Below are 22,339 nucleotides of genomic sequence, written 5' to 3'. Positions count from 1 at the left end.
AGGAGGAGGCCGTTATGCATTTAAAATGGGATGAGTTTTTTGTAACTGGAGACCCATTAATTCTTGGTGCGCAAATTTCTATCGCTCTTACCTCCATTGCCATCGTGTTTGTTTTAACCTACTTTAAAAAGTGGAAATGGCTCTGGAAAGAATGGCTGACATCAGTTGATCATAAAAAGCTTGGAATCATGTATATCCTTGCTGCTGTGATTATGTTCTTCCGCGGTGGGGTAGACGGACTGATGATGCGCGCGCAGCTGGCGCTTCCTAATAATACGTTTTTAGATTCAAACCACTATAATGAAATCTTTACAACGCATGGTACGATCATGATTCTATTCATGGCGATGCCATTTTTAATTGGTTTAATCAACGTCGTTGTTCCTCTTCAAATTGGTGCACGTGACGTTGCATTCCCTTATCTGAACAACCTTAGCTTCTGGACATTCATGGTCGGAGCAATGCTGTTCAACATTTCCTTCGTTATTGGAGGATCACCAAGTGCAGGCTGGACGAGTTACATGCCGCTCGCCGGAAATGATTTCTCACCAGGACCTGGACAGAACTACTACTTGCTCGGGCTCCAAATTGCAGGTATTGGTACACTTATGACAGGTATTAACTTCATGGTGACCATCTTAAAAATGCGTACAAAAGGTATGACACTAATGCGTATGCCAATGTTTACATGGACAACATTGATTACGTCTGTCATCATCGTGTTTGCATTCCCTGTACTAACAGTTGCTTTAGCACTTATGACATTTGATCGTTTATTCGGTTCTGCATTCTTTACACTCGAAGCAGGCGGTATGCCGATGCTTTGGGCGAACCTATTCTGGATTTGGGGACATCCTGAGGTATATATTGTTATCCTGCCGGCTTTCGGTATTTTCTCAGAAATCTTTGCGACGTTCTCAAGAAAGCAGTTGTTTGGTTACAAAGCGATGGTTGTCTCGATTGTGGCAATCTCTGTTCTTAGTTTCCTTGTGTGGGTTCACCACTTCTTTACAATGGGGAACAGTGCAGCGGTTAACTCATTCTTCTCGATTACAACAATGGCGATTTCTGTACCAACAGGTGTGAAAATCTTTAACTGGCTCTTTACGATGTATCGAGGCCGTATCAGCTTTACATCACCAATGCTTTGGGCACTTGGTTTCATCCCGAACTTCGTAATCGGTGGTGTAACTGGGGTTATGCTTGCGATGGCAGCTGCGGATTACCAGTACCATAACACGTACTTCCTTGTATCCCACTTCCACTATGTATTAATCGCAGGTACTGTATTTGCTTGTTTTGCTGGTCTTGTTTTCTGGTATCCAAAAATGTTTGGTTACAAGTTAAACGAAAGAATCGGCAAATGGTTCTTCTGGGTATTCATGATCGGATTTAACATCTGTTTCTTCCCGCAGTACTTCCTAGGACTGCAAGGAATGCCAAGACGTATTTATACGTATGGACCAGAAGATGGCTGGACTGCACTCAACTTTATTTCAACAATTGGTGCATTTATGATGGGTATCGGATTCATCATCCTTTGCTACAACATTTACTACAGCTGGAGACATTCAAAACGTGAAGTGTCTGGAGACAGCTGGGGAGAAGGACGTACACTTGACTGGGCGACATCTTCTGCAATTCCGCCGCATTATAACTTTGCAGCACTTCCAGAAGTGACAACACCAGATGCATTCCATCATTGGAAGCAAAACAATGTGGACGTTCATCCTGAAAAAGAATTCAAGAAAATTCACATGCCGCACAATTCAGGCAGACCGCTGATCATGTCTGCATTCTTTGGACTTGGTGCATTCGGTCTTGTATTTGAATGGTACTGGATTGGCGTTATTGGCTTAATCGGTGTATTCGCAACGATGATTTTACGTTCATTCGAATATGACGATGGCTACTATATTCCTGTTGAAGAAGTCATTGAAACAGAGAAAAAGAATAAGGAGGCGCAGAAGTAATGGGACATAATGATAGCAGCTATGCAAATGCACCGCTTGAATATCGCTCTGAAACCGGACGTTTAAACATCCTTGGTTTCTGGATATTCCTTGGCGCGGAAATCGTGTTATTCTCAACACTTTTTGCGACCTACTTTGTTCTACATGGCAGAACAGCTGGCGGCGTTTTACCAGCTGAGCTGTTTGATATGAAGCTTGTATTGATCATGACATTCCTGCTATTGGTTAGTTCATTTACATGTGGGATTGCTGTTCATGAAATGCGCCGTGGAAGTACAAAAGGGGTTGTCATATGGACGATTCTCACACTGCTTCTAGGTGCAGGCTTCGTTGGATTTGAGCTTTTCGAGTTCTTCCATTATGTACATGAAGGTGCGAGCATCCATACAAGTGCGTATTGGTCTGCATTCTTTGTACTTTTAGGAACTCACGGATTACACGTATCGATCGGTATCTTCTGGATTACCGGGATCTTGTTCCAAATTAAAAAGCGTGGATTAACTCCACAAACAGCAGCGAAGATTTTCATCTCAAGTCTATACTGGCATTTCCTTGATGTTGTATGGATTTTCATCTTCACAGCTGTTTACTTGATCGGATTAGGGGGGCTTTTGTGATATGGCTGGAAAAACACATTCCTCAGCAGAGCACGAACACTTCCCTTGGAAACACGTAGTTGGCTTCATCCTGTCCATTGTGCTGACAATCTTAGCATTCTGGATTGCGATTGGAGCTGAAATTGGCAGTTCCGCAAAACTATGGATTATCTTTGGTTTTGCGTTCATTCAAGCATTCTTGCAGCTGTTCATGTTTATGCACATGACAGAGAGTGAAAACGGAACTGTTCAAGTCGGAAATACTTTGTTTGGTCTGTTCTGTGCGATTATCTTCGTCATCGGATCTGTTTGGATCTTTGCGGCTCACTACAGCCACGGAGAGAACAGTAAAGACGGTTATTCACCGTCTGCGCCAAAGCAGTCTGAGCATTCAGAGAAATAATAAAAAAACCACTCATCTCTTGAAGGTGAGTGGTTTTTATCATGATGGTGATAACGCTTCCAATAGTTGGGCGATATCTATCTGCTGCTGAATCTTTTGCGAATGAATGGAAGTCCGTAGATGAGGAACGCTGCAATGTGAGCCAAAATCACGTTAATGGCAAAGAATGCGATCATGAAGGTATGTCCTGCTGGAGATAAACTGCTTGTCATGTAAAGACCAAAGAAAATCCACATAATCATAATGGGTGGAATAGATGCTAATGCAATCTTTCTGTTTTCCAGCCATAAAAACAGGGGTGTAGCCGTTGCTATACATAGGTACGCAAAGAACATATCCATCGTATCCAACTCCTTTGTAAGTTGATGTTCAAATCAAATGAGAGGTCAGGATGCATTTGTGTCTGTTTTTAGGAGATATTGTGAACATTTTGTCACAAGTATTATACCACAATTGACTTTGAAGTAAACGTAATAATTGGAAAATGGGCCTTATTCCATACAAAATGGTTTTATTCCTCAGTGCAGCTTATCTCATCTGATGTTTACTTGTCATATCGCCACATATGTCATTGAATTTTCCCCTTAAAATCTGTAAAATAAACTTTTTAAAGGACTTGAGATCGATTGAATGAAAAGTGTATAGAGGGATTTTTTCCTATTGTTAGGATGAAAAGTATTTCATTTTTTGAAAATTGAATGGAACCTTTCGGATGTATCTTCCGTCATATTTAAGGTGAGTTGATTTTGTGAAAATTTCAATCTAATATAAATAAGGGCTTTTATGTTTTGTAATAAGGGTGGTTAGTTCATGAACAAGCAGAATACATCTCCTTACTATCAAGGAGATTTGATTTTTATATTTTTAGCCTTCTTTGCCATCAGTGTCATTTCTATATATGCTGCTGGACAGTTTGAACAATATGGTAGTGGTGCATGGACAAGGCAAATTATTTATTATCTCATTGGAGCAATTTGCATTGTAGCCATTAATTATTTTGACCTTGAACAGCTTGAAAAATTAAGTATATACATCTTTCTAGGTGGGATACTTCTTCTAATTATTTTAAAATTGAGCCCTGCTCAGATTGGGGGTAAAGACTTTGCCCCTATAAAAAACGGAGCCAAAAGTTGGTTTATACTTCCGGGGATTGGAACACTTCAGCCTTCAGAGTTCATGAAAATTGGTCTGATTATGATGCTCGCGTCGGTCATTGGAAAGTCTACACCTAGGGGAAAAAGGACATTAGAAGATGATATTATTCTATTATTAAAAATTGCCGGGGTGGCAGCTGTACCAGTTGGACTGATCTTCTTGCAGGATGCAGGGACTGCGGCTGTTTGTATGTTTATTGTTGTGGTGATGGTGTTTTTATCAGGGATCAATTGGAAACTGATCTCTCTCATCGGTTCAGTGGTTGTGCTTTTAGTTGCTTCTGTTTTAGCTGTGATTATCTTATTCCCTGATTTTGCGAAAACAATAGGCATCCAGCAGTACCAGATCAACCGGATTACCGCTTGGCTGCCTGATAGTTCTTCAACAGCCAACCAAGCACAGACGCAGGATGCATCTGGATCTGATAAATATCAAGTAGAGCAGGCGATTATGGCCATTGGTGCAGGGCAGATTTTTGGGAATGGCATTAAAAACTTAAAGGTCTACGTTCCTGAAGCACAAACGGATATGATTTTCTCCATTATAGGTGAAGCCTTTGGCTTTATCGGCTGTGCGTTTGTTGTGATCATGTTCTTCTTCTTGATTTACCGGCTTGTCGTACTGATTGACCGTATCCATCCTTATAGCCGATTTGCGTCATTCTTCTGCGTAGGATATACAGCATTGATTGTAATTCATACGTTCCAGAACATTGGCATGAACATAGGCGTGATGCCTGTAACAGGGATTCCACTCTTATTTATCAGCTTTGGAGGAAGCTCTGTCTTGTCCGTTCTCATTGGATTCGGGATCGCCTATAACGCAAGCGTTCAATTAACGAAATATCAAAGTTATTTATTTAAATAAAACGGGTAAGGGCAGTCTAAGTATAGGCTGTCTTTTTTTATGCGAGTTTTCATTTTTGAAAAGCCCTATGTCTTTGCCTTATGATAGAAGAAGTGAAGGAGGTCTTCGAATTGAACAAAACGATAGAAACCATATTAAATCATCGATCCATCCGTTCGTTTACAGACGAACGTTTGTCAGAAGAAGAGGTGCTGACACTGATTAAAAGTGCACAGGCTGCTTCGACATCAAGCTATGTACAGGCGTATAGTATTATTGGGGTGACAGATCAGGAGAAGAAGGCCAAGCTTGCTGAACTGGCTGGGAATCAGCCTTACGTTGAGAAGAATGGGCATTTCTTTGTCTTCTGTGCAGACTTGAAACGCCATGATCATATTGCAAAAAGAGCAGGGAAGAATCATGAGGAGGCGCTTGAGAATACGGAAGCCTTTCTCATTAGCGTCATCGATGCGGCATTGGCTGCACAAAATGTCAGTGTTGCTGCAGAATCAATGGGACTTGGGATCTGCTATATTGGCGGACTGCGTAATCAGCTGAGAGAAGTCTCTGAAGTGCTTGAAACACCATCTTATGTGCTGCCGTTATTCGGTCTGGCTGTTGGTCATCCAGCTAACCAGTCGTCTCAAAAGGAACGGCTGCCAGTTGAACTCATCTATCATGAAAATTCATATCAGCAAGATGAAGCGCATGTGGATCGTTATTTAAAAGAATACGACGATCGTATTTCCGCATATTATGAAGAACGAACAAATGGCGATAGAAAAGATACTTGGTCTGAGCAGATGCTGAGAGGCTTTAGTCAGCCAAAGCGTGCCTTCCTTGGAGAATTTGTGAAAGAGAAGGGCTTTAATCGAAAATAAATAAGAAATCCCCCTTTCCATTAAGAGAGGGGGATTTCTGTAAGAGGTGCAGCATAATGAAATTAAGTATACTGGATCAATCTCCTTTGATAGGAGGCGCTACGCCTGCTGAAGCACTGAAGCAGACGGTTGAACTGGCGAAGCAGGCGGAGAAGTGGGGCTATCACCGTTTTTGGGTATCAGAGCATCATTTTTCAAACCGGCTTGCAGGATCGAGTCCAGAGGTGCTTCTCGGCCATTTATCAGCCGTTACGTCGCATATACGCATTGGCTCTGGCGGCGTTATGCTCCCCCACTACAGTGCCTATAAAGTAGCAGAGAACTTCAGGGTTCTCGAAGCGCTGGCTCCCGGCAGAATTGATCTTGGGATTGGACGTGCTCCTGGTGGTATGCCCATTTCCTCCATTGCCCTTCATCATGGTGAGCGAAAGCGTCTAGGCGACCAATATCCTGAGCAGGTAGAGGAATTGAAGGTGTATTTACATGATCTAGCGGATGAATTTTACCCGCTGCCTCATTTGACTGCTTCTCCGAAGGTAGAGACCGCGCCAGAAGTATGGATGCTCGGTTCCTCTGGCGGGAGTGCAAGGCTTGCGGCGAAAGCAGGTGCAGGCTACACGTTTGCGCTTTTTATTAATGGTGAAGGCGGAGAAGACTCTGTGGAGCAATATATCAACCGATTTGAACCTTCAGTATTCGGTGATCAGCCGCGTGTCAGTCTGGCAGTCTTTGTTTTATGTGCCGAAACAGAGGAGCAGGCAGAAAAACTGGCTGTCAGCTTAGATTTATCTTTACTTGCCAATGAACAAGGGCTGAATCTTGAAGGCTTTCCTTCATATGAAGAGGCACAGTCGTATTCCTACAGTCCATATGAACAAAAACGAGTGGCTGCTAATCGTCAAAGGATGGTCGTTGGAACGCCAGCATCTGTGAAAGAGCAGCTGACCGCACTCGCGAAGGCTTATCGGACAGATGAATTGATCGCTGTGACCATCACACATCACATGCAAGACCGGCTCACATCGTATCGTTTATTAAAAGAAGCCTTTGATGCATAACGTATGTATATTTATCGCCTGCGGAGCCAGTACAAGGGGAAAAGGAGCATCATGGTGAGGAAGAAGGCGGCTGACACGAGCAGGCTGAGCGGGTAGATACAGGAAGTATAAACAGACAGCTCGCATGCTTGATGAAAAGGACGAGGCTGCTTCGTATGTAAAAAGGTTAGAAAATAAACCAAGGTGATCGTCAGGAAAAAAGCAGTAAAAAAAGAAACGATCCATAGCAATATCAACATGAGTTTCTCTTTCCTCCATATATGATCGAAAAGCCTTGATGAGCTTATCCGCTCATACAAGGCTTTTCTTGTGATTCACATTTATTCAGGGTAAATTTCGAAAGCTTCCTTCGTTTGTACGGTATCTGATTTTCCTTTCAAGCTTGCATACGCAAGCATTGTATACTCACCAGCTTCAAGCTTCTGGCCTTGATTGATTGTGCCATTCCATTTTACGCGGTGTTCTCCTTTATCAACATGTTGATAAACACCAGCTTCACCTAAATACTCTCCATCGGTCGAGTAGACAAGGAATGCAAGGTTCTCAGCACCGCCAGGCAGGTAGCTGCTAATGACATAGCTTCCAGCACGATTGTCCGGCTCTACGGAAACAGAAGTGACGCGCGGATAATCAGGCTCTTTCACAATCAATAAAGTAGGGATTTCTGTGATCTTTCTGCCATTTTCGCGAAGGGTTATGCTGCCTTGGTACGTCCCTTTTTTGGTTTTTCCGTAATTCACCTGTACTGCGGAAGTAAAGGATCCAGTGGAATTCCCTTTGACGGTGATTTTTTTCGTTCCGTTTGTACTAATGCCGCTGCCATTGAATTTGTAATCAATGGTATACGTTTTCGGTGCTTTTGAAAGGTTTTCTACCTTAAATTTCTTCGTTTTGATTTGAACGCCTTTTTCCTTTAAGAAAGTGCCGTAAGAATAGCTCGCATCAGAAACGATAGAAGACGCCTGAAGTGATTCCATGATTCGAACGCTGCCTGTTCCTTGTGTGTTATGAGGGAATGGGCTGCCATTTGCGTCAAACAGTTTTTCTGCTGTATTCATCAGCAATGCTTTGATTTGTTCAGTTGAGTACGATGGTTTTGCTTGTTTAATGATCGCTGCAACTCCTGCCACATGCGGAGATGCCATACTTGTTCCTTGCTTAGATCCATATCCGTAAGGCTGAGAAGGATCATGCGTTGGGATCGTACTCACAATGCTGACGCCAGGTGCTGATAGATCAGGCTTAATCATCCACGTATCCACAACCGGTCCGCGGGATGAGAAGTCAGCGACTTGCTCACTAAGTTCCTTGACAAATTGAATGGAGAAAGCCGTTGTATCGTTTCCAGCCTCAATGGCTTTGATAAGCGCTGTTCCTTCAGCTTTTGACAGCTTAATTGTAGGAAGTGCGAGTCCTGGTACGTCGACTGGGATTTCTCCATCGGTATTGTTATACATCACAACGCCGATTGCACCAGCGGCTTTTGCATTGTCGACTTTATCCACAAAAGCAATGGCACCCCGTTCAATCACAGCCACCTTTCCTTTCACATCGATGTCTTCAAACGCCTTTTCGTCACCGATTCCTGCTTGGACGAGTGTGACTTGTTTTTGGTCAAGCGCTTTTAAATCACTCTCTTGGTAGTAGCCCATGACTTTTGCAGTAGAATAGTTCGGGAATTTCACATTGTAAAGACTGTACGGAAGCTGAGTTGCTCCGACAGAAATGGCCTCTCTTGACGTGCCGGGAGAACCGACTGTCCAGCTGTTCGGACCGCTGTTTCCATTCGAAGTAACAGCGACAACGCCTTCAGACATGGCCCAATCAAGTGCAATGCTCGTTGCATAATCAGGGTTATTGACACTGTTTCCAAGAGAGAGGTTCATGACATCTGCTCCGTCAGTAACAGCCCGGTCGATGCCTGCAAGAACGTTCTCAGTTGTTCCAGATCCACCTGGTCCAAGTACACGGTATGCAAGAAGCGTGGCATCCTTTGCGACCCCTTTAATTTGTCCATTTGCCGCAATCGTTCCTGCAACGTGTGTGCCGTGATCTGTGGATTCGCCTCTAGGATCTCCTTTAGGTGTCTCTTGCGGAGAATAATCATTATCAACAAAATCATAGCCTTTGTATAAACCGAAGTTTCCTTTTAAATCAGGGTGGGTATAGTCTACTCCAGTATCAATGACTGCGACTTTGACCCCTTTTCCAGAATAGCCGGCATCCCATGCTTTTGGTGCACCGATAAATGGAGCGCTTTTATCCATAAGCGGGGAGACATCTTCGTTTGGAAGCTGGATGCTTTCTTTTTTCACTTCATCGGTTTTATATGTAACATCCGGATAAACGGCTTTTACTCCATCCACTGCGAGCAGCTTCGGGATTTCGTTTGCAGGAAGTTTCATAGAGAAACCAGAGAAAACTTTTTCATATTCTTGACGAACACTCGCTTTATCTACCTCTTTGAGTGCTGCGTTCTTTACTTTTGTTCGAGATTTTTTGAGGGAGGCCTTTGTTTGTGATTCGCCTTCTTGCTTGGCTTCAACTAAGGATTTTTCCTTTAATTCAACAATGACAGTGGTTTGTTTTTTCGAGTTGACATTGATTTCACCGAAGATTTCTGCTTTTTCTAGTTCCATCTTTTTGTTAGATGGAGCAGCAGCAGCCTGTTGACCGGTAAAGAATGTGGATAAAATAAAAATAGTGGAGAACAATAGAACAGAAGAACGAGATATTACCTTTTTCATTTATTTTCCCCTTTCTAGCTGTGTTTTTAGGGAGATAGCCTTTCTTTTTGTGGATAAATAGGAAAGATTCACTGCCCGTTATTAAGTATTCAATACGTTGAAAACAATTCCTTTACTAAAATGGTCTTATTTTACATAGTTATAAAGAACTATTTTGTTTATAAAGTCGCACTTATTCACAAATGTCTGTTGATAACTCAATTATTCAGATGCATATATGGAAAATAAAAAATTTACATACACAAAATCTAGTAAGAGGGTGTTGATATGTGGATAAACCCTGTTGATAAGGTGTGCTTATCTTTGGGATAGCGTGTGCATAAAATTTTCATTGAAACATCCAGGCACATGATGATCTTCTGCACTTTTCAACAAAACTTCTGAAAACTAGTTGGTTTTTTCACCCAGATTGTGACAAACCTCTCTTTTTTCTCGGGATATGATAGGAGCAGTTGTTTTGCTAGAGCTGCTAGATTCTAAGAAAAGCGGAGGGATGTTCAGTGAAGAAATTAAAAAGCTGGTTGAGCGTATGGTTTGGTTTTATGATGAATGTGCTTGTGAACCCTGGTGTGATGATGAAACAGCAAGGGTTTCAGGCGGCCGCGGCGAATGCCGGATTCTTTGAAGTAGTGAAAGAGAGAGAGCTGGAGAAACTGGCAGAAGAACATAAGAAGAAACGCAGGATAGAGAAGCGGTTTACTCAAAGTCTGATGATGCTTGAAGAGAAGACGATGCGAGAGGCGCGTGCTGGTCCGCTCTTACCTTTACAGAAAAAGTGAAACAGGGTAAAATCCCACATAAGAAATGTTATCTGCTGGGAGAGGATACCCCTTGAAGATATATAAAATATTGAATAACAACGCAGTGATTGTGAAGGAGGGCGATCAGGAGAAAATTGTGATGGGACCCGGAATTGCTTTTCAGAAGGGGAAAAATGACGTCGTTCCTCTTCAAAAAATAGAGAAAATCTTTGTTGTGCGTGAAGAAAATGAGAAATTCAAACAAATTCTTGCCACATTGCCAGAAGCGCATATTGAGGTGGCAGAGCATATCATCAGTTATGCAGAGGGTAAACTCATGATGCCGCTCAGTGATCACATTCACATATCACTGACTGATCATTTGTCCTTCGCCATTGAACGCCTTCAAAAAGGCATTGTGTTATATAATAAATTGCTTGGTGAGATCAAAGTCTTATATAAGCAGGAATATGAGATTGGAAAGTATGCCATTCGTTATGTAAAGGAGCGGCTTGGGGTTGAACTGCCGGACGATGAGGCAGGATATGTGGCACTTCATATTCATACGGCCAAAATGAATACGGAGTCCATGAAAAAGACCGTGAAATATACAACGATGATCAAAGAAATGATCGAGCATATTGAAAGATATTTTCAGCATTCAATTGATGAGGATAGTATTTCCTATCAGCGGCTTGTGACACATTTGAGGTATGCATTAGGCAGGTTGGAATCAAATGAGGCATTTCAAATCATGGACGAAGACATGCTGATTTTTATCCAAACAAAGTATGATACAGCGTACCGGTGTGCACTTGGACTTGCTGATTTGTTAAAAGATGAATATGGGCTTCATCTCCCTGAATCGGAGATCGGCTACATCACGCTGCATGTCCAGCGTCTGCAGGAAGCCGAATTGGTTTAAAATGATGTGCCTGCATGCAGGCTTTTTTTTATGCACACTACTCTTATTAGTGTATATGGGTCATTGGATTTGAAAAAAGAGGTTGACGCATGTCACAGTCTTATACTATGATGAAAGCGTCATCAAAATTTGATACCGCGGGATTGTGACTGTCAGGCAGGCAAGACCTAAAATTTGCGTAACGAGGGGACGTGTATGTCCTTTACTCGTTGGTGAATTTTAGGTCTTTTTTGCTTTAAAAAAGGAGGAAACTTCATGGATTATCAAAAAACAGCCAAAGAATTAACAAAACTGTTAGGCGGCAAAGAAAATGTCATCAGTGCTACGCATTGTGCAACAAGACTCAGATTGGTGGTGAAAAATGAGGATTTGATTGACAAAGAGGCCATTGAAGAACTTGAAGGTGTAAAAGGGGCTTTCTCAAGTTCAGGACAATTTCAAGTCATTTTTGGAACGGGATCTGTCAACAAAGTATATGAACCATTTGCTCGTGAGACTGGTCTTGAGACTGGCGACGAGAAACAAAAGCCTGTCAGCCATGATGAAGCAGTGAAACAAAAAATGAATCCACTTGCGCGTTTTGCAAAGACGTTATCGAATATTTTTGTACCGATCATTCCAGCAATTGTGGCAAGCGGTTTGTTAATGGGTCTCTTAGGTATGATGAAAGCCTTCAAATGGGCTGATCCAAGCTCTGCGATCTTCCAAATGCTTGATATGTTCTCAAGTGCAGCCTTTATCATTTTGCCGATTTTAATTGGGGTCAGTGCAGCGAAAGAGTTTGGCGGAAATCCGTATTTAGGGGCTGTCATAGGGGGAATTATGATTCACCCGAATCTGCTTAATCCGTGGGGATTGACGGAAGCAAAACCTGAACATATGCATTTATTCAATATTGATATTGCTCTTCTTGGTTACCAAGGGACGGTTATTCCAGTGTTATTGACCGTATATATCATGTGCCTTGTTGAGAAGAATTTAAGAAAAGTCGTTCCGAACAGTATTGATTTACTTGTGACCCCATTTGTGACGGTGATTGTCACTGGATTTGTGACATTTATTGCAGTTGGACCGCTTGGAAGAATGCTTGGTACAGGCATTTCGAATGCACTGACATTTATTTATGACCATGCAGGGTTCTTAGCAGGACTCATTTTCGGCGGTGCTTACTCTTTAATTGTGCTCACAGGGGTTCACCATAGCTTCCATGCGATTGAGGCAGGATTGCTGAATGATATTGGGCGTAACTATTTGCTGCCAATCTGGGCAATGTCCAATGTCGCTCAAGGCGGGGCAGGATTGGCTGTTTTTTTCATAGCCAAGCGTGCAAAAACAAAAGAAATTGCCCTTCCTGCTGCCTTCTCTGCTTTTTTAGGAATTACTGAGCCTGTTATATTCGGTGTAAACCTCCGCTATCGTCAACCATTTATTGCGGCGATGATTGGAGGAGCATTGGGCGGGGCATTTGTAGTTTTCACGAAGGTAGCAGCCAATGCTTATGGTTTAACAGGCATTCCGATGATTGCGATTGCAGCACCATTCGGTGTTCAGAATGTGGTCAATTATGTGATTGGTATGTTAATCGCTGTTGCTGTTTCATTTATTCTCACTATCATTTTTAAAATAAAAGAAGTCGAAAAATAATCAAGGAGTGGTCACAGTCATGACAACTACTGACGCAGCACTTCGTCAAAAGATAGCAGACCGTATTCGAAACTATGAGCATTTGGTCAAAAAGGATGTGTACCGGCAGCATTTTCATTTGATGCCGCCAGTCGGTCTTTTAAATGATCCGAATGGGCTGATTCAGTGGAAAGGAATTTACCACGTCTTTTATCAGTGGCAGCCATTCAAAACGGGGCATGGTGCAAAATTCTGGGGGCATTACACATCGACAGATCTAGTCAATTGGCAGCACGAAGAAGCCGCTCTTGCCCCAAGTGATTGGTTTGATCAAAACGGCTGTTATTCTGGCAGTGCATTTATAGACGATGGACAGATGCATGTGATGTACACTGGAAACGTTCGGGATGAACAAGGGAACCGTGAGACGTATCAATGTTTAGCTGTTTCGGAAGATGGTATTCACTTTCAGAAAAAAGGTGTCGTGGCAACACTGCCGGAAGGGTTCACTGCTCATTTTCGAGATCCAAAGGTATGGAAGCGAAATGGCCAGTGGTACATGGTCCTTGGTGCACAAAGCTTAGACCTGAAGGGACACCTTGTCTTATTTACCTCTGATACGTTAGATAATTGGACGTTTCAAGGCACGATTGCAGGCAGCGGAAAGAATGGTTTAGACAATTTCGGCTATATGTGGGAATGTCCAGACCTGTTTGAATTAGACGGCCGGGATGTATTGATTGTGTCACCGCAAGGGCTAGAGCCGGATGGCTTAAAATATCACAACACACATCAATCAGGCTATTTTGTTGGCACATTGGATGATCATTCCTATCAATATACACACGGAGCGTTTGAGGAGCTGGACCGCGGCTTTGACTTCTATGCGCAGCAAACCTTTCTAGACGAATCAGGCAGACGACTTTTAATCGGGTGGATGGGGGTGCCTGATCAAGGAGAAGAACATCATCCGACCATTTCTTATCAATGGATACACTGCCTCACGATCCCGAGAGAGCTCCGTTTAGATGAGGATGGACATCTGATTCAAAAACCAGTAAGTGAACTTCAATCCATGCGGACCAATGAACAAGAGCATGTTTTTCATATTAAACGTTCTGTTCATTCCATCCCTGTAGAGGATATTACGAGCGCAGAGGTATTCATTGATCAAATTGACACACAAAAAGGGTTTGAATGCTGTATCCGTGCAGCAGCACGCATCATCTATGATAAAGAGGAAGGGAAGCTGACATTAGAGCGGGATCGATTTGAAGATCGATCAAAGGAAGTTCGTGAAGTAGTCATAGAGGAATTACACGACCTTCATATCTTTATCGACTCATCGTCAATTGAGATTTTTGTAAACGGAGGCCGAGAAGTTTTTACTGCACGTTACTTTCCTTCCCCGGGAAATAAATCGATCTCCATCAGTGGCAGAAATGAAACAAAGCTGAAACTGAAGACATGGCATTTACAAAGAGAAGCAGATCAATGATCTGCTTTTTCTAGTGAGATCAGCCTGTATCTTAGAGCCTATAGCGTGTATATACAAGGTTGGCCTAAAGCGGTTTGATGACGTTTTACATATATGATAACAGGTGGAATTATGGTATCATTTTAAAATATATACAGCTGAGGCTGACGTTTATCCAAATGCGGTAGGACAAAAAAAGGGGTTGTTTACTTGAATTCAAAACAGCAGCCGACGACTAGAAAACGCTTGGAGACAATGGCAGATCATGTTGAAGATAAACGTGAAGAATATAAAGAATTGCTCATTCAAGTTCAATCTATTCTCGGTGAACCTTCTTTAGAGCAGGAAGAAGTGAAAGAGAAGCTGTCAGATACGTATAAACAAATGAAAGAATATGCTTTATTTGTTGAATCCATTGAAGCCTTTATTCGAAAAATGGCGAAAGAGTCCGATCAGCAAAAATAGGCGTTCATGTATGGATAAAAGAGTGTACTCGGAAGCGGGTACGCTTTTTTTATTCAATAAGATGATTCAGAAATTTAAATGAAAGCGTTGACATTTGTGTTGTCATGATCAATAATAAATAAAAATTTCATCTGAGCATGTACAGGAGGAACGATATGAACTATACAACCAAGAAATGCCTGATCACCTTTATTATTGTCCTGTTTTCTATGAGTTTTCTTTTTCCTTCCGTTTCTTCTGCCCGAAATCATACGTCATCTGCTGCGTCAACTGCTTCAGTCCCGTCTGGTCAATATTATCGTTCACAAGAGGTAGCTCTGCATTCTCACGTTCAAAAAGCTTCTCTTTATTACACAACAGATGGCAGCCAGCCGACAACTCAAAGTCAGTTATACAAAAAGCCCATTCATATCGAAACTGATACGACTTTAAAAGTAAGCGTTTACAAAAATAGGCATCGACTTGCTACATCTACGTACAATTATCGTTTTGTCACACGAGAGGATATCGCATCATCTTTTTTATCTTTTGAATATCAAGGAATGCCTTATCGGTTGTACATTCCGAAAAATCATAAGAGGGGTAAAGCCTATCCTTTAGTCCTCTTCTTACATGGAGGCGGGGAGAGGGGAACAGACAATCAAAAGCAGTTACTTGCGAATGATGGTGCAGTTTTATGGGCTTCTCCTGAAGTTCAAAAGAAACATCCTTCGTATGTACTTGCACCTCAGGCGCGAAATGCTGTCGATGGAGGCTTTGCATTAACAAGAAATGTGCAAAATGAAATTGATCTGACGAATGTGTTTCAATTTTCACCAGATTTACACAAAGCTTATGGTGTCCTTCAGCATGTGTTAACTTCTTATCAGATTGACCAGAAAAGAATTTATGCGACGGGTTTATCACAAGGTGGATTTGGCACGTACCAGTTGAACATCACATATCCTCGTTTGTTTGCAGCAATGATTCCTATTGCGGGGGGAGCAGATCCACGCAAGGCGGGAATTTTAGCGAGCAAGCCAATATGGGCATTTCATGCAGAGGATGATTCCATTATCCCTATCAGCTATGCGAGAAATACAATTCAAGCTATTCAAAAAGCTGGCGGCCAGCCGCTTTATACGGAGTATGCAACCAAGTATGGATATGACCATGCATCATGGACGCCTGCTTATGAGACGCCAGGCTTAACAGATTGGCTGTTTGCACAGAGACGAAGCTTTCGATAAACAAAAACCGGTTCACCTCCTAACAAGGCGAATCGGTTTTTTCTGTTTTATTTGTCAAAACGATGAGCAGAATGCTTTGTTGGTCCGATGTATTCGTTTAGCTGGAAAGAGCCTTTAATGGCAGCCGTGATGAATTCTTTTGCTGCATAAATGGCTTCTTTCACGTCTGATCCATACGCTAGTTCAGCTGTGACTGCTGCTGAGAATGTGCAGCCTGCGCCGTGTGTGTATTCTGTGTCGATTTTAACTGTTTCAAGGCGTTCGAAGGTTTGTCCATCATAAAGCAAATCGATGGCTTTGTCTTCGCTGAGCTTACCGCCTCCAGTGATAACCACATACTTTGCACCAAGTTCGTGAATGCGTTTTGCTGCTTCTTCCATTTGTTCGATCGTTTTGATCTCGCCGATTCCGCTTAATTGACCTGCTTCGAAAAGATTAGGTGTGATAACGGTTGCCAGTGGCGTGAGCTTTTCACGCAATGCTTCCGCGTGCTCTGGGTAAAGGACTTCGTTCGCACCCTTACAAACCATGACAGGATCAATGACGACATTTTTTAGGTCATATGTTTTGATGGTGTCAGCTGCAAGCTCAATCACGTCGACGGTTGGAAGCATACCCGTTTTCAGCGCATCTACACCAATGCCTTCTACAATGGTAGAGAGCTGCGCGCGAATTGTCGCCGTATCAATTGGAAACACCTGATGATCCCAATGATTATGAGGGTCCATTGCAACGACAACGGTTAAAGCTGTCATCCCGTAGACGTTTTTTTCTTGAAACGTTTTTAAATCTGCTTGGATACCTGCACCGCCGCTTGAATCCGAACCTGCGATGGTGAGTGCTTTATTCATAGACATAGTTGCTGAACCTCCAATGTGATGTGTAACAGTTACTGTTCTATCCCTTATTATAATCAGCTTTTCCATTTATCACAATGAAACGGCATAAAAAAGCGTTCCTCTCATCGGAACGCCTCCCTTTCTTACCTTTTACAAATCACCAATTTCCCTTTTTTCAGTTCATCTAAAAGGGTTAAGGCTAACTCTTGATCGGCCCCAGCTGACATCATTTTGGCCATCAGTTCATCATCCCGGGTACGAATGACATTGGCGACTTGATCCAAAATCCCTTGATCGACCGCAGTCATGCTTTTGGCATCTGTATACTCCGTTACGGTATCAGAGCGTTCTGGGTCGTACGCAAAAACAAAAACAGCGTCTTTTGATGAATCCGATGAATGAATGTGGTCAATGGTCTGTTTTGCTTCTTTACTATTCTCCACCGTGATATATTCCATCATGATCACTCCTTTTCATCAAAAATTCCCATTTTCCCATCAAATCAAACCGCCTTTTATATCATGAGAAGAAAGTCAATTTATGTTTTAATGGAAAAAGACGAATCTATTAAAGGAGTAAGCTGCATATGAAGATTTCCTTATTAATTGTGACACATAACCGGCTCAGCGCACTGTGTGAGCTGCTTGAATCCATTACAAGACAAACCGTACAGCCTTTTGAAATTGTTGTCGTCAATGATGCAGGAGAGCGAGTCGACATCATTCAGGAACTTTACCCTGAGCTTCCGATCCGCTTGATTCATTTAGATGAGAATGTCCAGCATGTAAATGCCAGAAATGTGGGGGTGCGGGAGCTGACAGGAGACGTCATCATGCTGAGTGACGACGATGATTACTTCACACCTTGTCATATCGAACGCATGAGCAAGGCGCTGGAAGATGCCGATTTTGTCTTTTCTGATGCAGAAATTGTATCATTTGAAGAAAAAGGCGCGACCCGTTTCCCGCTGTCGAGGCGTTTGTTTGCTTATACAGCGGATATTGAGGATATGCGTGTCTTTTCTACATATGTTCCTTCGGGCAGTATGTACAAACGCTGTATACACGATGAGATTGGCTATTTTGATCCAGCGATGCATCATTATTGGGACTGGGACTTCTTTTTGCGTGTATCACAGCATGCCCGAGTCAAACGAGTGCCAGCGGCGAGCGTGATCTATGCGTTTTTTGACGGCGGTGGAAATCAGTCTAGTGATCTTGGTGAAACAAGGAAAAACTACTTAGATGATTTAAGTGAAAAGCATGAACTGGGCGATCTGCCGACAGCGAACTTTGCGATATTATTAGAAGAACCAGCGATGAAAAAAAGAGAATCAGAGAGTGAGATTGTGTGGGATGGAAAACCGATGATCTCCAGACTAGCGCAGCAAGTAGAAGGAGGAAAACCACAATGAAGCCATTTTTAAATGATAGCTGGTGGGCTGTGATGAAAAGTGAATTTGAACAGCCGTATTATCAGGAATTACGTGAATGGATGAAGGAAGAATATCGCACGCAGACCGTTTTTCCAAAACCAGATGACGTGTATCGTGCTCTTCATTTAACGTCATATGAAAAGGTCAAAGTGGTGATTTTAGGACAAGACCCTTATCATGGCCCAGGGCAGGCACATGGATTAAGCTTTTCTGTTCAGCCGGGCGTCAAACACCCGCCATCTTTAAGAAATATTTTTCAGGAGCTAAAGGATGATCTTGGCTGTCCTGTTCCAAACCACGGTTCACTTGTCAGCTGGGCAGAGCAGGGTGTGCTGCTCTTAAACACTGTGCTGACCGTGAGAAGGGGCGAGGCGAATTCTCATAAAGGCAAGGGCTGGGAACGAGTCACAGACCGCGTGATTGATGTGCTGAATCAGCGTGAGCAGCCCGTCGTTTTTGTGTTATGGGGAAGACATGCTCAAAACAAGAAAGAACGCATTGATCAAAACAAGCATTACATCATTGAGTCACCTCATCCAAGTCCTTTTTCTGCAAGAAACGGCTTTTTTGGCAGCCGGCCGTTTTCAAAGGTAAACGCGTATTTAAAGCAAATGGGGATTGAAGAAATCAATTGGTGTATCAAGGATATTGAATGAAAATAGGACGAGGGGAGAGCCCCTTCGTCCTGTTTATTTTAAAAATTTGCGGACCAAGTCGAGTCCATTTTTCGCATTTGGATAACGGAAGGAAAAATCGAAGCGATTGGTTTGCCGCAGGACGCTTTTTTCATGCGTAAAAGTAAAGAAGCTTTCCTTCCCGTGATATCGCCCCATGCCGCTTTCGCCGACGCCTCCGAATGGCAGGTAAGGGGTAGCGACATGCATAAGCGTGTCATTGATACATCCTCCGCCAAATGAGAGGTTGTCTAGAATATAGGATTCTGTTTCTTTATTTGTTGTAAATAAGTAAAGCGCAAGCGGCTTCGGCCTTGCTTTGATCATATGAACTGCCTCATGCAGAGAATCAAAGGTCATGACAGGCAGAATCGGTCCGAAAATTTCCTCCTGCATGACAGGATCTTCCCATGTGATGTGGTCTAAAATGGTCGGAGCGATTTTGAGCTCCTGTTCATTGCGCTGTCCACCTGTGACGATCGATCCATTTGAGAGAAATTGTGTAAGCCTGTCAAAGTGACGCTGGCTGACATTTTTTCCAAAGTGCGGATGCGTTTCGGGATGTTCACCATAAAAATCACGGATACAGGCTGTCATTTCTCGCAAAAGTTCCTCTTTGATGGATTCATGAACGAGCAAATAGTCTGGTGCAATGCAGGTTTGCCCTGCATTGGTGAATTTTCCAAAGGTGATCCGCTTCGCTGCTAGCCTGATGTCGGCATCAGGCATGACGATGCTGGGACTTTTTCCGCCAAGCTCAAGTGTGACAGGGGTCAAATGCTTTGCGGCGGCTTCCATGACGACTTTGCCAACTGCCACACTTCCAGTAAAGAAGATATAATCAAAGGGCAGTTTCAGCAGTTCTGTACTGACTTCAACACCGCCCTCTACGACAGCCGCATGGTCTTCTTGAAATACACGTTTGATGATAGTGCTGATCACTTGTGAGACTGCCGGCGTCAGCTCAGACGGCTTTAAAATCACGGCATTTCCCGCAGAAATCGCACCGACTAATGGAGAAAGGGCCAATTGGAAAGGATAGTTCCAAGGAGCAATGATGAGCACAGTTCCATAAGGTTCCTTGATGATCATGCTTTTTGATCCGATATGAGTCAGCGGTGTTTTCACGCGAGTTGGCTTCGCCCATTTGTGAAGGTGTTTGATGGTATGATTGATTTCTTCATACACCATCCCAATCTCTGTTGTATAGGCTTCCTGTTCGGATTTATGTAAATCATGGGCTAAGGCCTGTAATATATCCTTTTCATGCTGTTTGATTGCTGCTTTTAAATCTTGAAGAATGCGGATGCGTTCTTGAACCGCCGGCTTCTGAAAGACTTTTTGTTTCTGAAATAGAGCAGTAAGCTTGTCCATTATTCAATCCCTTCATAGACGATTTTGTTTCTTTTATTATGTGTGAATGAAGATGAGGGGTCAAATAAGAGAGTCGTGAGCGCACTGCTTTGAAAAAATGAACCCATTTGGTTTGTTCATTTGGTAAAATAATGTTGAAAAGAGATTTTTTTAGATTGGAGGGTCTACCCTTGAATATTCATATATCAAGCCTGCTTCAAAAAATGGAGGAAGCGGTTCAAAAAGCAAAACAAAGTGGAAATGATGAAGAGGTGAAACGTCAAGTAGCGGCCATTTCTTCACTATGTGATGTCATTCTCGACGCACCATCAAAGGTGCAAATGCCGCAGTCGCCGGCCATCTCACCACCTCCATCGATACATACACCATCAGCGCCATCTGTGACTACAGATCAAGCCATGCTTGAGAAACTCATGGGCACAAGTGGTGCGAAGAAATTTCAGCAAAATGATGAGGGTCAAAAAGAGAAGGACGGGAACGGCGACTCTATTTTTGATTTTTAATGGTCTTGTCACGACAAAGGGAAGGTGATCGGTTTGAAACTATTTTTGGGCGCCATTCAGTGGATGGCATTTTTTATCGCAGCTTCTATTGCCGTACCAATTGCGATTGCACAAGCATTTGAATTGAACCAAGTGCAATCGGCGGAGCTGATTCAAAGTACTTTCTTTTCACTTGGTCTTGTGGCGATGGTGCAGTGTTTATGCGGCCATATGCTGCCGATCAATGAAAGTCCAGCAGGGCTTTGGTGGGGTGTGTATACCCTTTATGCCGGCATGACAGGTACAATCTTTGCGACGTATCCTGAAACCCTGCAAGCATTACAAGGGGCTTTAATTTTTAGTGCTGTTTTCTTTTTTATTTTTAGTTTATTTAAAATCATCAATTGGCTCGCGTCTTTATTTACGCCAGTCGTCACAGGCATTTACCTGCTGCTGCTTGTTGTGCAGCTAAGTCAGCCAATCATGAAAGGGCTGATGGGCATCGGCTATCGGGGAAATCAGGTGGACGGGCTTGTCTTTTGCTTATCGATCTTGATTATTATCCTCACCTTCATGATCAGCCGCTCAAAATGGCATTACTTGAGGCAGTTTTCTGTGTTATTCGCACTTGCAGGCGGATGGCTGTTATTCGCTCTACTCGGATTGGCGAAGCCGGTTCGAATTCCAGAACAAATCATCGAGTTTCCGAAGCTGTTTCCATTCGGTATGCCGGTCTTTGACAGCGGATTGCTTGTCACGTCCTTTTTTATAACGATTTTACTCATTGTGAACATGCTGGCAAGTATTCGAATTGTGGAAAGCTCAGTGAAGGCATTTGGTGAACTGCGTGAGCGGAAAAGAGCACGCCCTGCTGGTTTTGTCGCAGCATTTGGTCATTTATTAAGCGGGCTGATCGGGGCGATTGCGCCTGTACCTATTTCGGGGGCAGCCGGATTTATCCAGACAACCAAAATTCCTTCGAGAAAGCCATTTTTCATAGGAAGTCTGCTCATTGTACTCATTAGTTTATTCCCGCTGCTCATGAGCTTTTTCTCTGCATTGCCATCACCTGTGGGGCTTGCTGTAAACTTTGTGGTCTTCTCTTCTATGATTGGGATTGCGATGTCGGAGTTTGATCAGTATGAGAAAGAAGAAGTCCCGCGGATTCGCTTTGTTCTTGGGATTGCTGTTTTAGCAGGCGTAGGGGCGATGTTTGTGCCTCAGGGGGCCTTGAAAGGGATGCATCCTGTGCTCATTTCATTATTAAGCAACGGTCTTGTTCTAGGCACCCTCATTGCGATCGTGGTCGACCAAGTCTTGTTGCGAAAGAAAAAGAAATCCGACAATCTCGTGTCAACGTAAAGGGAAAGTTGAATGTCGCCCTTCACCCGCGCTATGATAAACATAATTGACGAGA

The 22,339-nt window shown here is 43.0% G+C and carries 21 protein-coding genes; 16 read left to right on the top strand and 5 right to left on the bottom strand.

Annotated elements, in window-relative coordinates:
• The first annotated feature begins 14 nt into the window (after window positions 1-14).
• Genes qoxB through qoxD form a run of 3 tightly spaced genes read left to right on the top strand, consistent with a single transcriptional unit; the run spans window position 15 to window position 2,972 of the window.
• Window positions 15-1,973: a cytochrome aa3 quinol oxidase subunit I gene (gene qoxB / locus NST65_RS17665; RefSeq protein ID WP_024423835.1), complete on the top strand. Its 1,959-nt coding sequence runs from the start codon at window positions 15-17 to the stop codon at window positions 1,971-1,973.
• Window positions 1,973-2,590, top strand: coding sequence for a cytochrome aa3 quinol oxidase subunit III (gene qoxC / locus NST65_RS17660; RefSeq protein WP_041115415.1), 618 nt, complete (start codon window positions 1,973-1,975; stop codon window positions 2,588-2,590). The genes qoxB and qoxC overlap by 1 nt, the downstream gene beginning before the upstream one ends.
• Before the next feature lies 1 nt (window position 2,591).
• Window positions 2,592-2,972, top strand: a complete 381-nt coding sequence (gene qoxD, locus NST65_RS17655; protein ID WP_007497818.1) for a cytochrome aa3 quinol oxidase subunit IV — start codon at window positions 2,592-2,594, stop codon at window positions 2,970-2,972.
• Between the two features lie 77 nt (window positions 2,973-3,049).
• Here qoxD and NST65_RS17650 read toward each other — a convergent pair whose 3' ends face one another.
• On the bottom strand, window positions 3,050-3,313 hold the full coding sequence (locus NST65_RS17650; RefSeq protein WP_008345491.1) for a spore morphogenesis/germination protein YwcE: 264 nt from the start codon (window positions 3,311-3,313) through the stop codon (window positions 3,050-3,052).
• Window positions 3,314-3,782: 469 nt separating this feature from the next.
• Here NST65_RS17650 and NST65_RS17645 point away from each other — a divergent pair, with 469 nt between their 5' ends.
• The 3 genes from NST65_RS17645 (at window position 3,783) to NST65_RS17635 (ending at window position 6,912) form a co-directional block, all read left to right on the top strand.
• Complete coding sequence (locus tag NST65_RS17645) at window positions 3,783-4,994, top strand: FtsW/RodA/SpoVE family cell cycle protein (RefSeq protein WP_065214921.1); 1,212 nt, start codon at window positions 3,783-3,785, stop codon at window positions 4,992-4,994.
• A 110-nt stretch (window positions 4,995-5,104) separates the two neighbouring features.
• Window positions 5,105-5,854, top strand: coding sequence for an oxygen-insensitive NADPH nitroreductase (gene nfsA / locus NST65_RS17640; protein ID WP_065214920.1), 750 nt, complete (start codon window positions 5,105-5,107; stop codon window positions 5,852-5,854).
• 56 nt (window positions 5,855-5,910) lie between these two features.
• Complete coding sequence (locus tag NST65_RS17635) at window positions 5,911-6,912, top strand: LLM class flavin-dependent oxidoreductase (protein WP_081125023.1); 1,002 nt, start codon at window positions 5,911-5,913, stop codon at window positions 6,910-6,912.
• 320 nt (window positions 6,913-7,232) lie between these two features.
• On the opposite strand, the gene NST65_RS17630 is transcribed toward NST65_RS17635, so the two are convergent.
• Window positions 7,233-9,659, bottom strand: coding sequence for a S8 family serine peptidase (locus NST65_RS17630; RefSeq protein WP_065214918.1), 2,427 nt, complete (start codon window positions 9,657-9,659; stop codon window positions 7,233-7,235).
• A gap of 500 nt (window positions 9,660-10,159) precedes the next feature.
• Here NST65_RS17630 and NST65_RS17625 point away from each other — a divergent pair, with 500 nt between their 5' ends.
• From NST65_RS17625 to NST65_RS17600, 6 genes are all read left to right on the top strand, one after another.
• On the top strand, window positions 10,160-10,438 hold the full coding sequence (locus NST65_RS17625) for a hypothetical protein (protein ID WP_065214917.1): 279 nt from the start codon (window positions 10,160-10,162) through the stop codon (window positions 10,436-10,438).
• A 52-nt stretch (window positions 10,439-10,490) separates the two neighbouring features.
• The gene (locus NST65_RS17620) at window positions 10,491-11,324 is read left to right on the top strand and encodes a PRD domain-containing protein (RefSeq protein WP_034281297.1); all 834 of its coding nucleotides are present in this window, start codon (window positions 10,491-10,493) and stop codon (window positions 11,322-11,324) included.
• A gap of 255 nt (window positions 11,325-11,579) precedes the next feature.
• Window positions 11,580-12,968 (top strand): sucrose-specific PTS transporter subunit IIBC, encoded by a 1,389-nt coding sequence (locus NST65_RS17615; RefSeq protein ID WP_111926924.1) that lies wholly within the window; start codon window positions 11,580-11,582, stop codon window positions 12,966-12,968.
• 19 nt (window positions 12,969-12,987) lie between these two features.
• Complete coding sequence (locus NST65_RS17610) at window positions 12,988-14,445, top strand: sucrose-6-phosphate hydrolase (RefSeq protein WP_046312845.1); 1,458 nt, start codon at window positions 12,988-12,990, stop codon at window positions 14,443-14,445.
• A gap of 189 nt (window positions 14,446-14,634) precedes the next feature.
• On the top strand, window positions 14,635-14,889 hold the full coding sequence (locus NST65_RS17605; protein WP_024423823.1) for a hypothetical protein: 255 nt from the start codon (window positions 14,635-14,637) through the stop codon (window positions 14,887-14,889).
• Window positions 14,890-15,044: 155 nt separating this feature from the next.
• Window positions 15,045-16,118, top strand: a complete 1,074-nt coding sequence (locus tag NST65_RS17600) for a chitobiase/beta-hexosaminidase C-terminal domain-containing protein (protein WP_111926922.1) — start codon at window positions 15,045-15,047, stop codon at window positions 16,116-16,118.
• Between the two features lie 47 nt (window positions 16,119-16,165).
• Here the strand turns inward: NST65_RS17600 and NST65_RS17595 are convergent, their stop codons facing one another.
• On the bottom strand, window positions 16,166-16,975 hold the full coding sequence (locus NST65_RS17595; protein ID WP_111926920.1) for a bifunctional hydroxymethylpyrimidine kinase/phosphomethylpyrimidine kinase: 810 nt from the start codon (window positions 16,973-16,975) through the stop codon (window positions 16,166-16,168).
• Window positions 16,976-17,100: 125 nt separating this feature from the next.
• On the bottom strand, window positions 17,101-17,415 hold the full coding sequence (locus NST65_RS17590) for a general stress protein (protein ID WP_046312851.1): 315 nt from the start codon (window positions 17,413-17,415) through the stop codon (window positions 17,101-17,103).
• A gap of 128 nt (window positions 17,416-17,543) precedes the next feature.
• Here NST65_RS17590 and NST65_RS17585 point away from each other — a divergent pair, with 128 nt between their 5' ends.
• Window positions 17,544-18,371 carry a glycosyltransferase family 2 protein gene (locus NST65_RS17585; protein WP_024423819.1) on the top strand — a complete coding sequence of 276 codons (828 nt, stop codon included), beginning with the start codon at window positions 17,544-17,546 and terminating at the stop codon, window positions 18,369-18,371.
• On the top strand, window positions 18,368-19,048 hold the full coding sequence (locus NST65_RS17580) for a uracil-DNA glycosylase (RefSeq protein WP_111926918.1): 681 nt from the start codon (window positions 18,368-18,370) through the stop codon (window positions 19,046-19,048). The genes NST65_RS17585 and NST65_RS17580 overlap by 4 nt, the downstream gene beginning before the upstream one ends.
• Window positions 19,049-19,081: 33 nt before the next feature.
• Here the strand turns inward: NST65_RS17580 and NST65_RS17575 are convergent, their stop codons facing one another.
• Window positions 19,082-20,440: an aldehyde dehydrogenase gene (locus NST65_RS17575; RefSeq protein ID WP_111926916.1), complete on the bottom strand. Its 1,359-nt coding sequence runs from the start codon at window positions 20,438-20,440 to the stop codon at window positions 19,082-19,084.
• A 170-nt stretch (window positions 20,441-20,610) separates the two neighbouring features.
• Between NST65_RS17575 and NST65_RS17570 the strand changes: the two genes are divergently transcribed.
• Both NST65_RS17570 and NST65_RS17565 read left to right on the top strand, forming a co-directional pair.
• Window positions 20,611-20,943 carry a YwdI family protein gene (locus NST65_RS17570; RefSeq protein ID WP_034281287.1) on the top strand — a complete coding sequence of 111 codons (333 nt, stop codon included), beginning with the start codon at window positions 20,611-20,613 and terminating at the stop codon, window positions 20,941-20,943.
• Window positions 20,944-20,976: 33 nt separating this feature from the next.
• Entirely contained in the window at window positions 20,977-22,284 is a 1,308-nt protein-coding gene (locus NST65_RS17565; protein ID WP_041115438.1) for a purine/pyrimidine permease, read from the top strand.
• The last annotated feature ends 55 nt before the right edge of the window (window positions 22,285-22,339 follow it).

This window comes from Bacillus sp. FSL P4-0248, assembly GCF_038593305.1.
Taxonomy (GTDB): domain Bacteria; phylum Bacillota; class Bacilli; order Bacillales; family Bacillaceae; genus Bacillus; species Bacillus safensis.
Note: the sequence above shows the minus strand (reverse complement) of the source record. Positions and strands in the feature narration are given on the sequence as shown.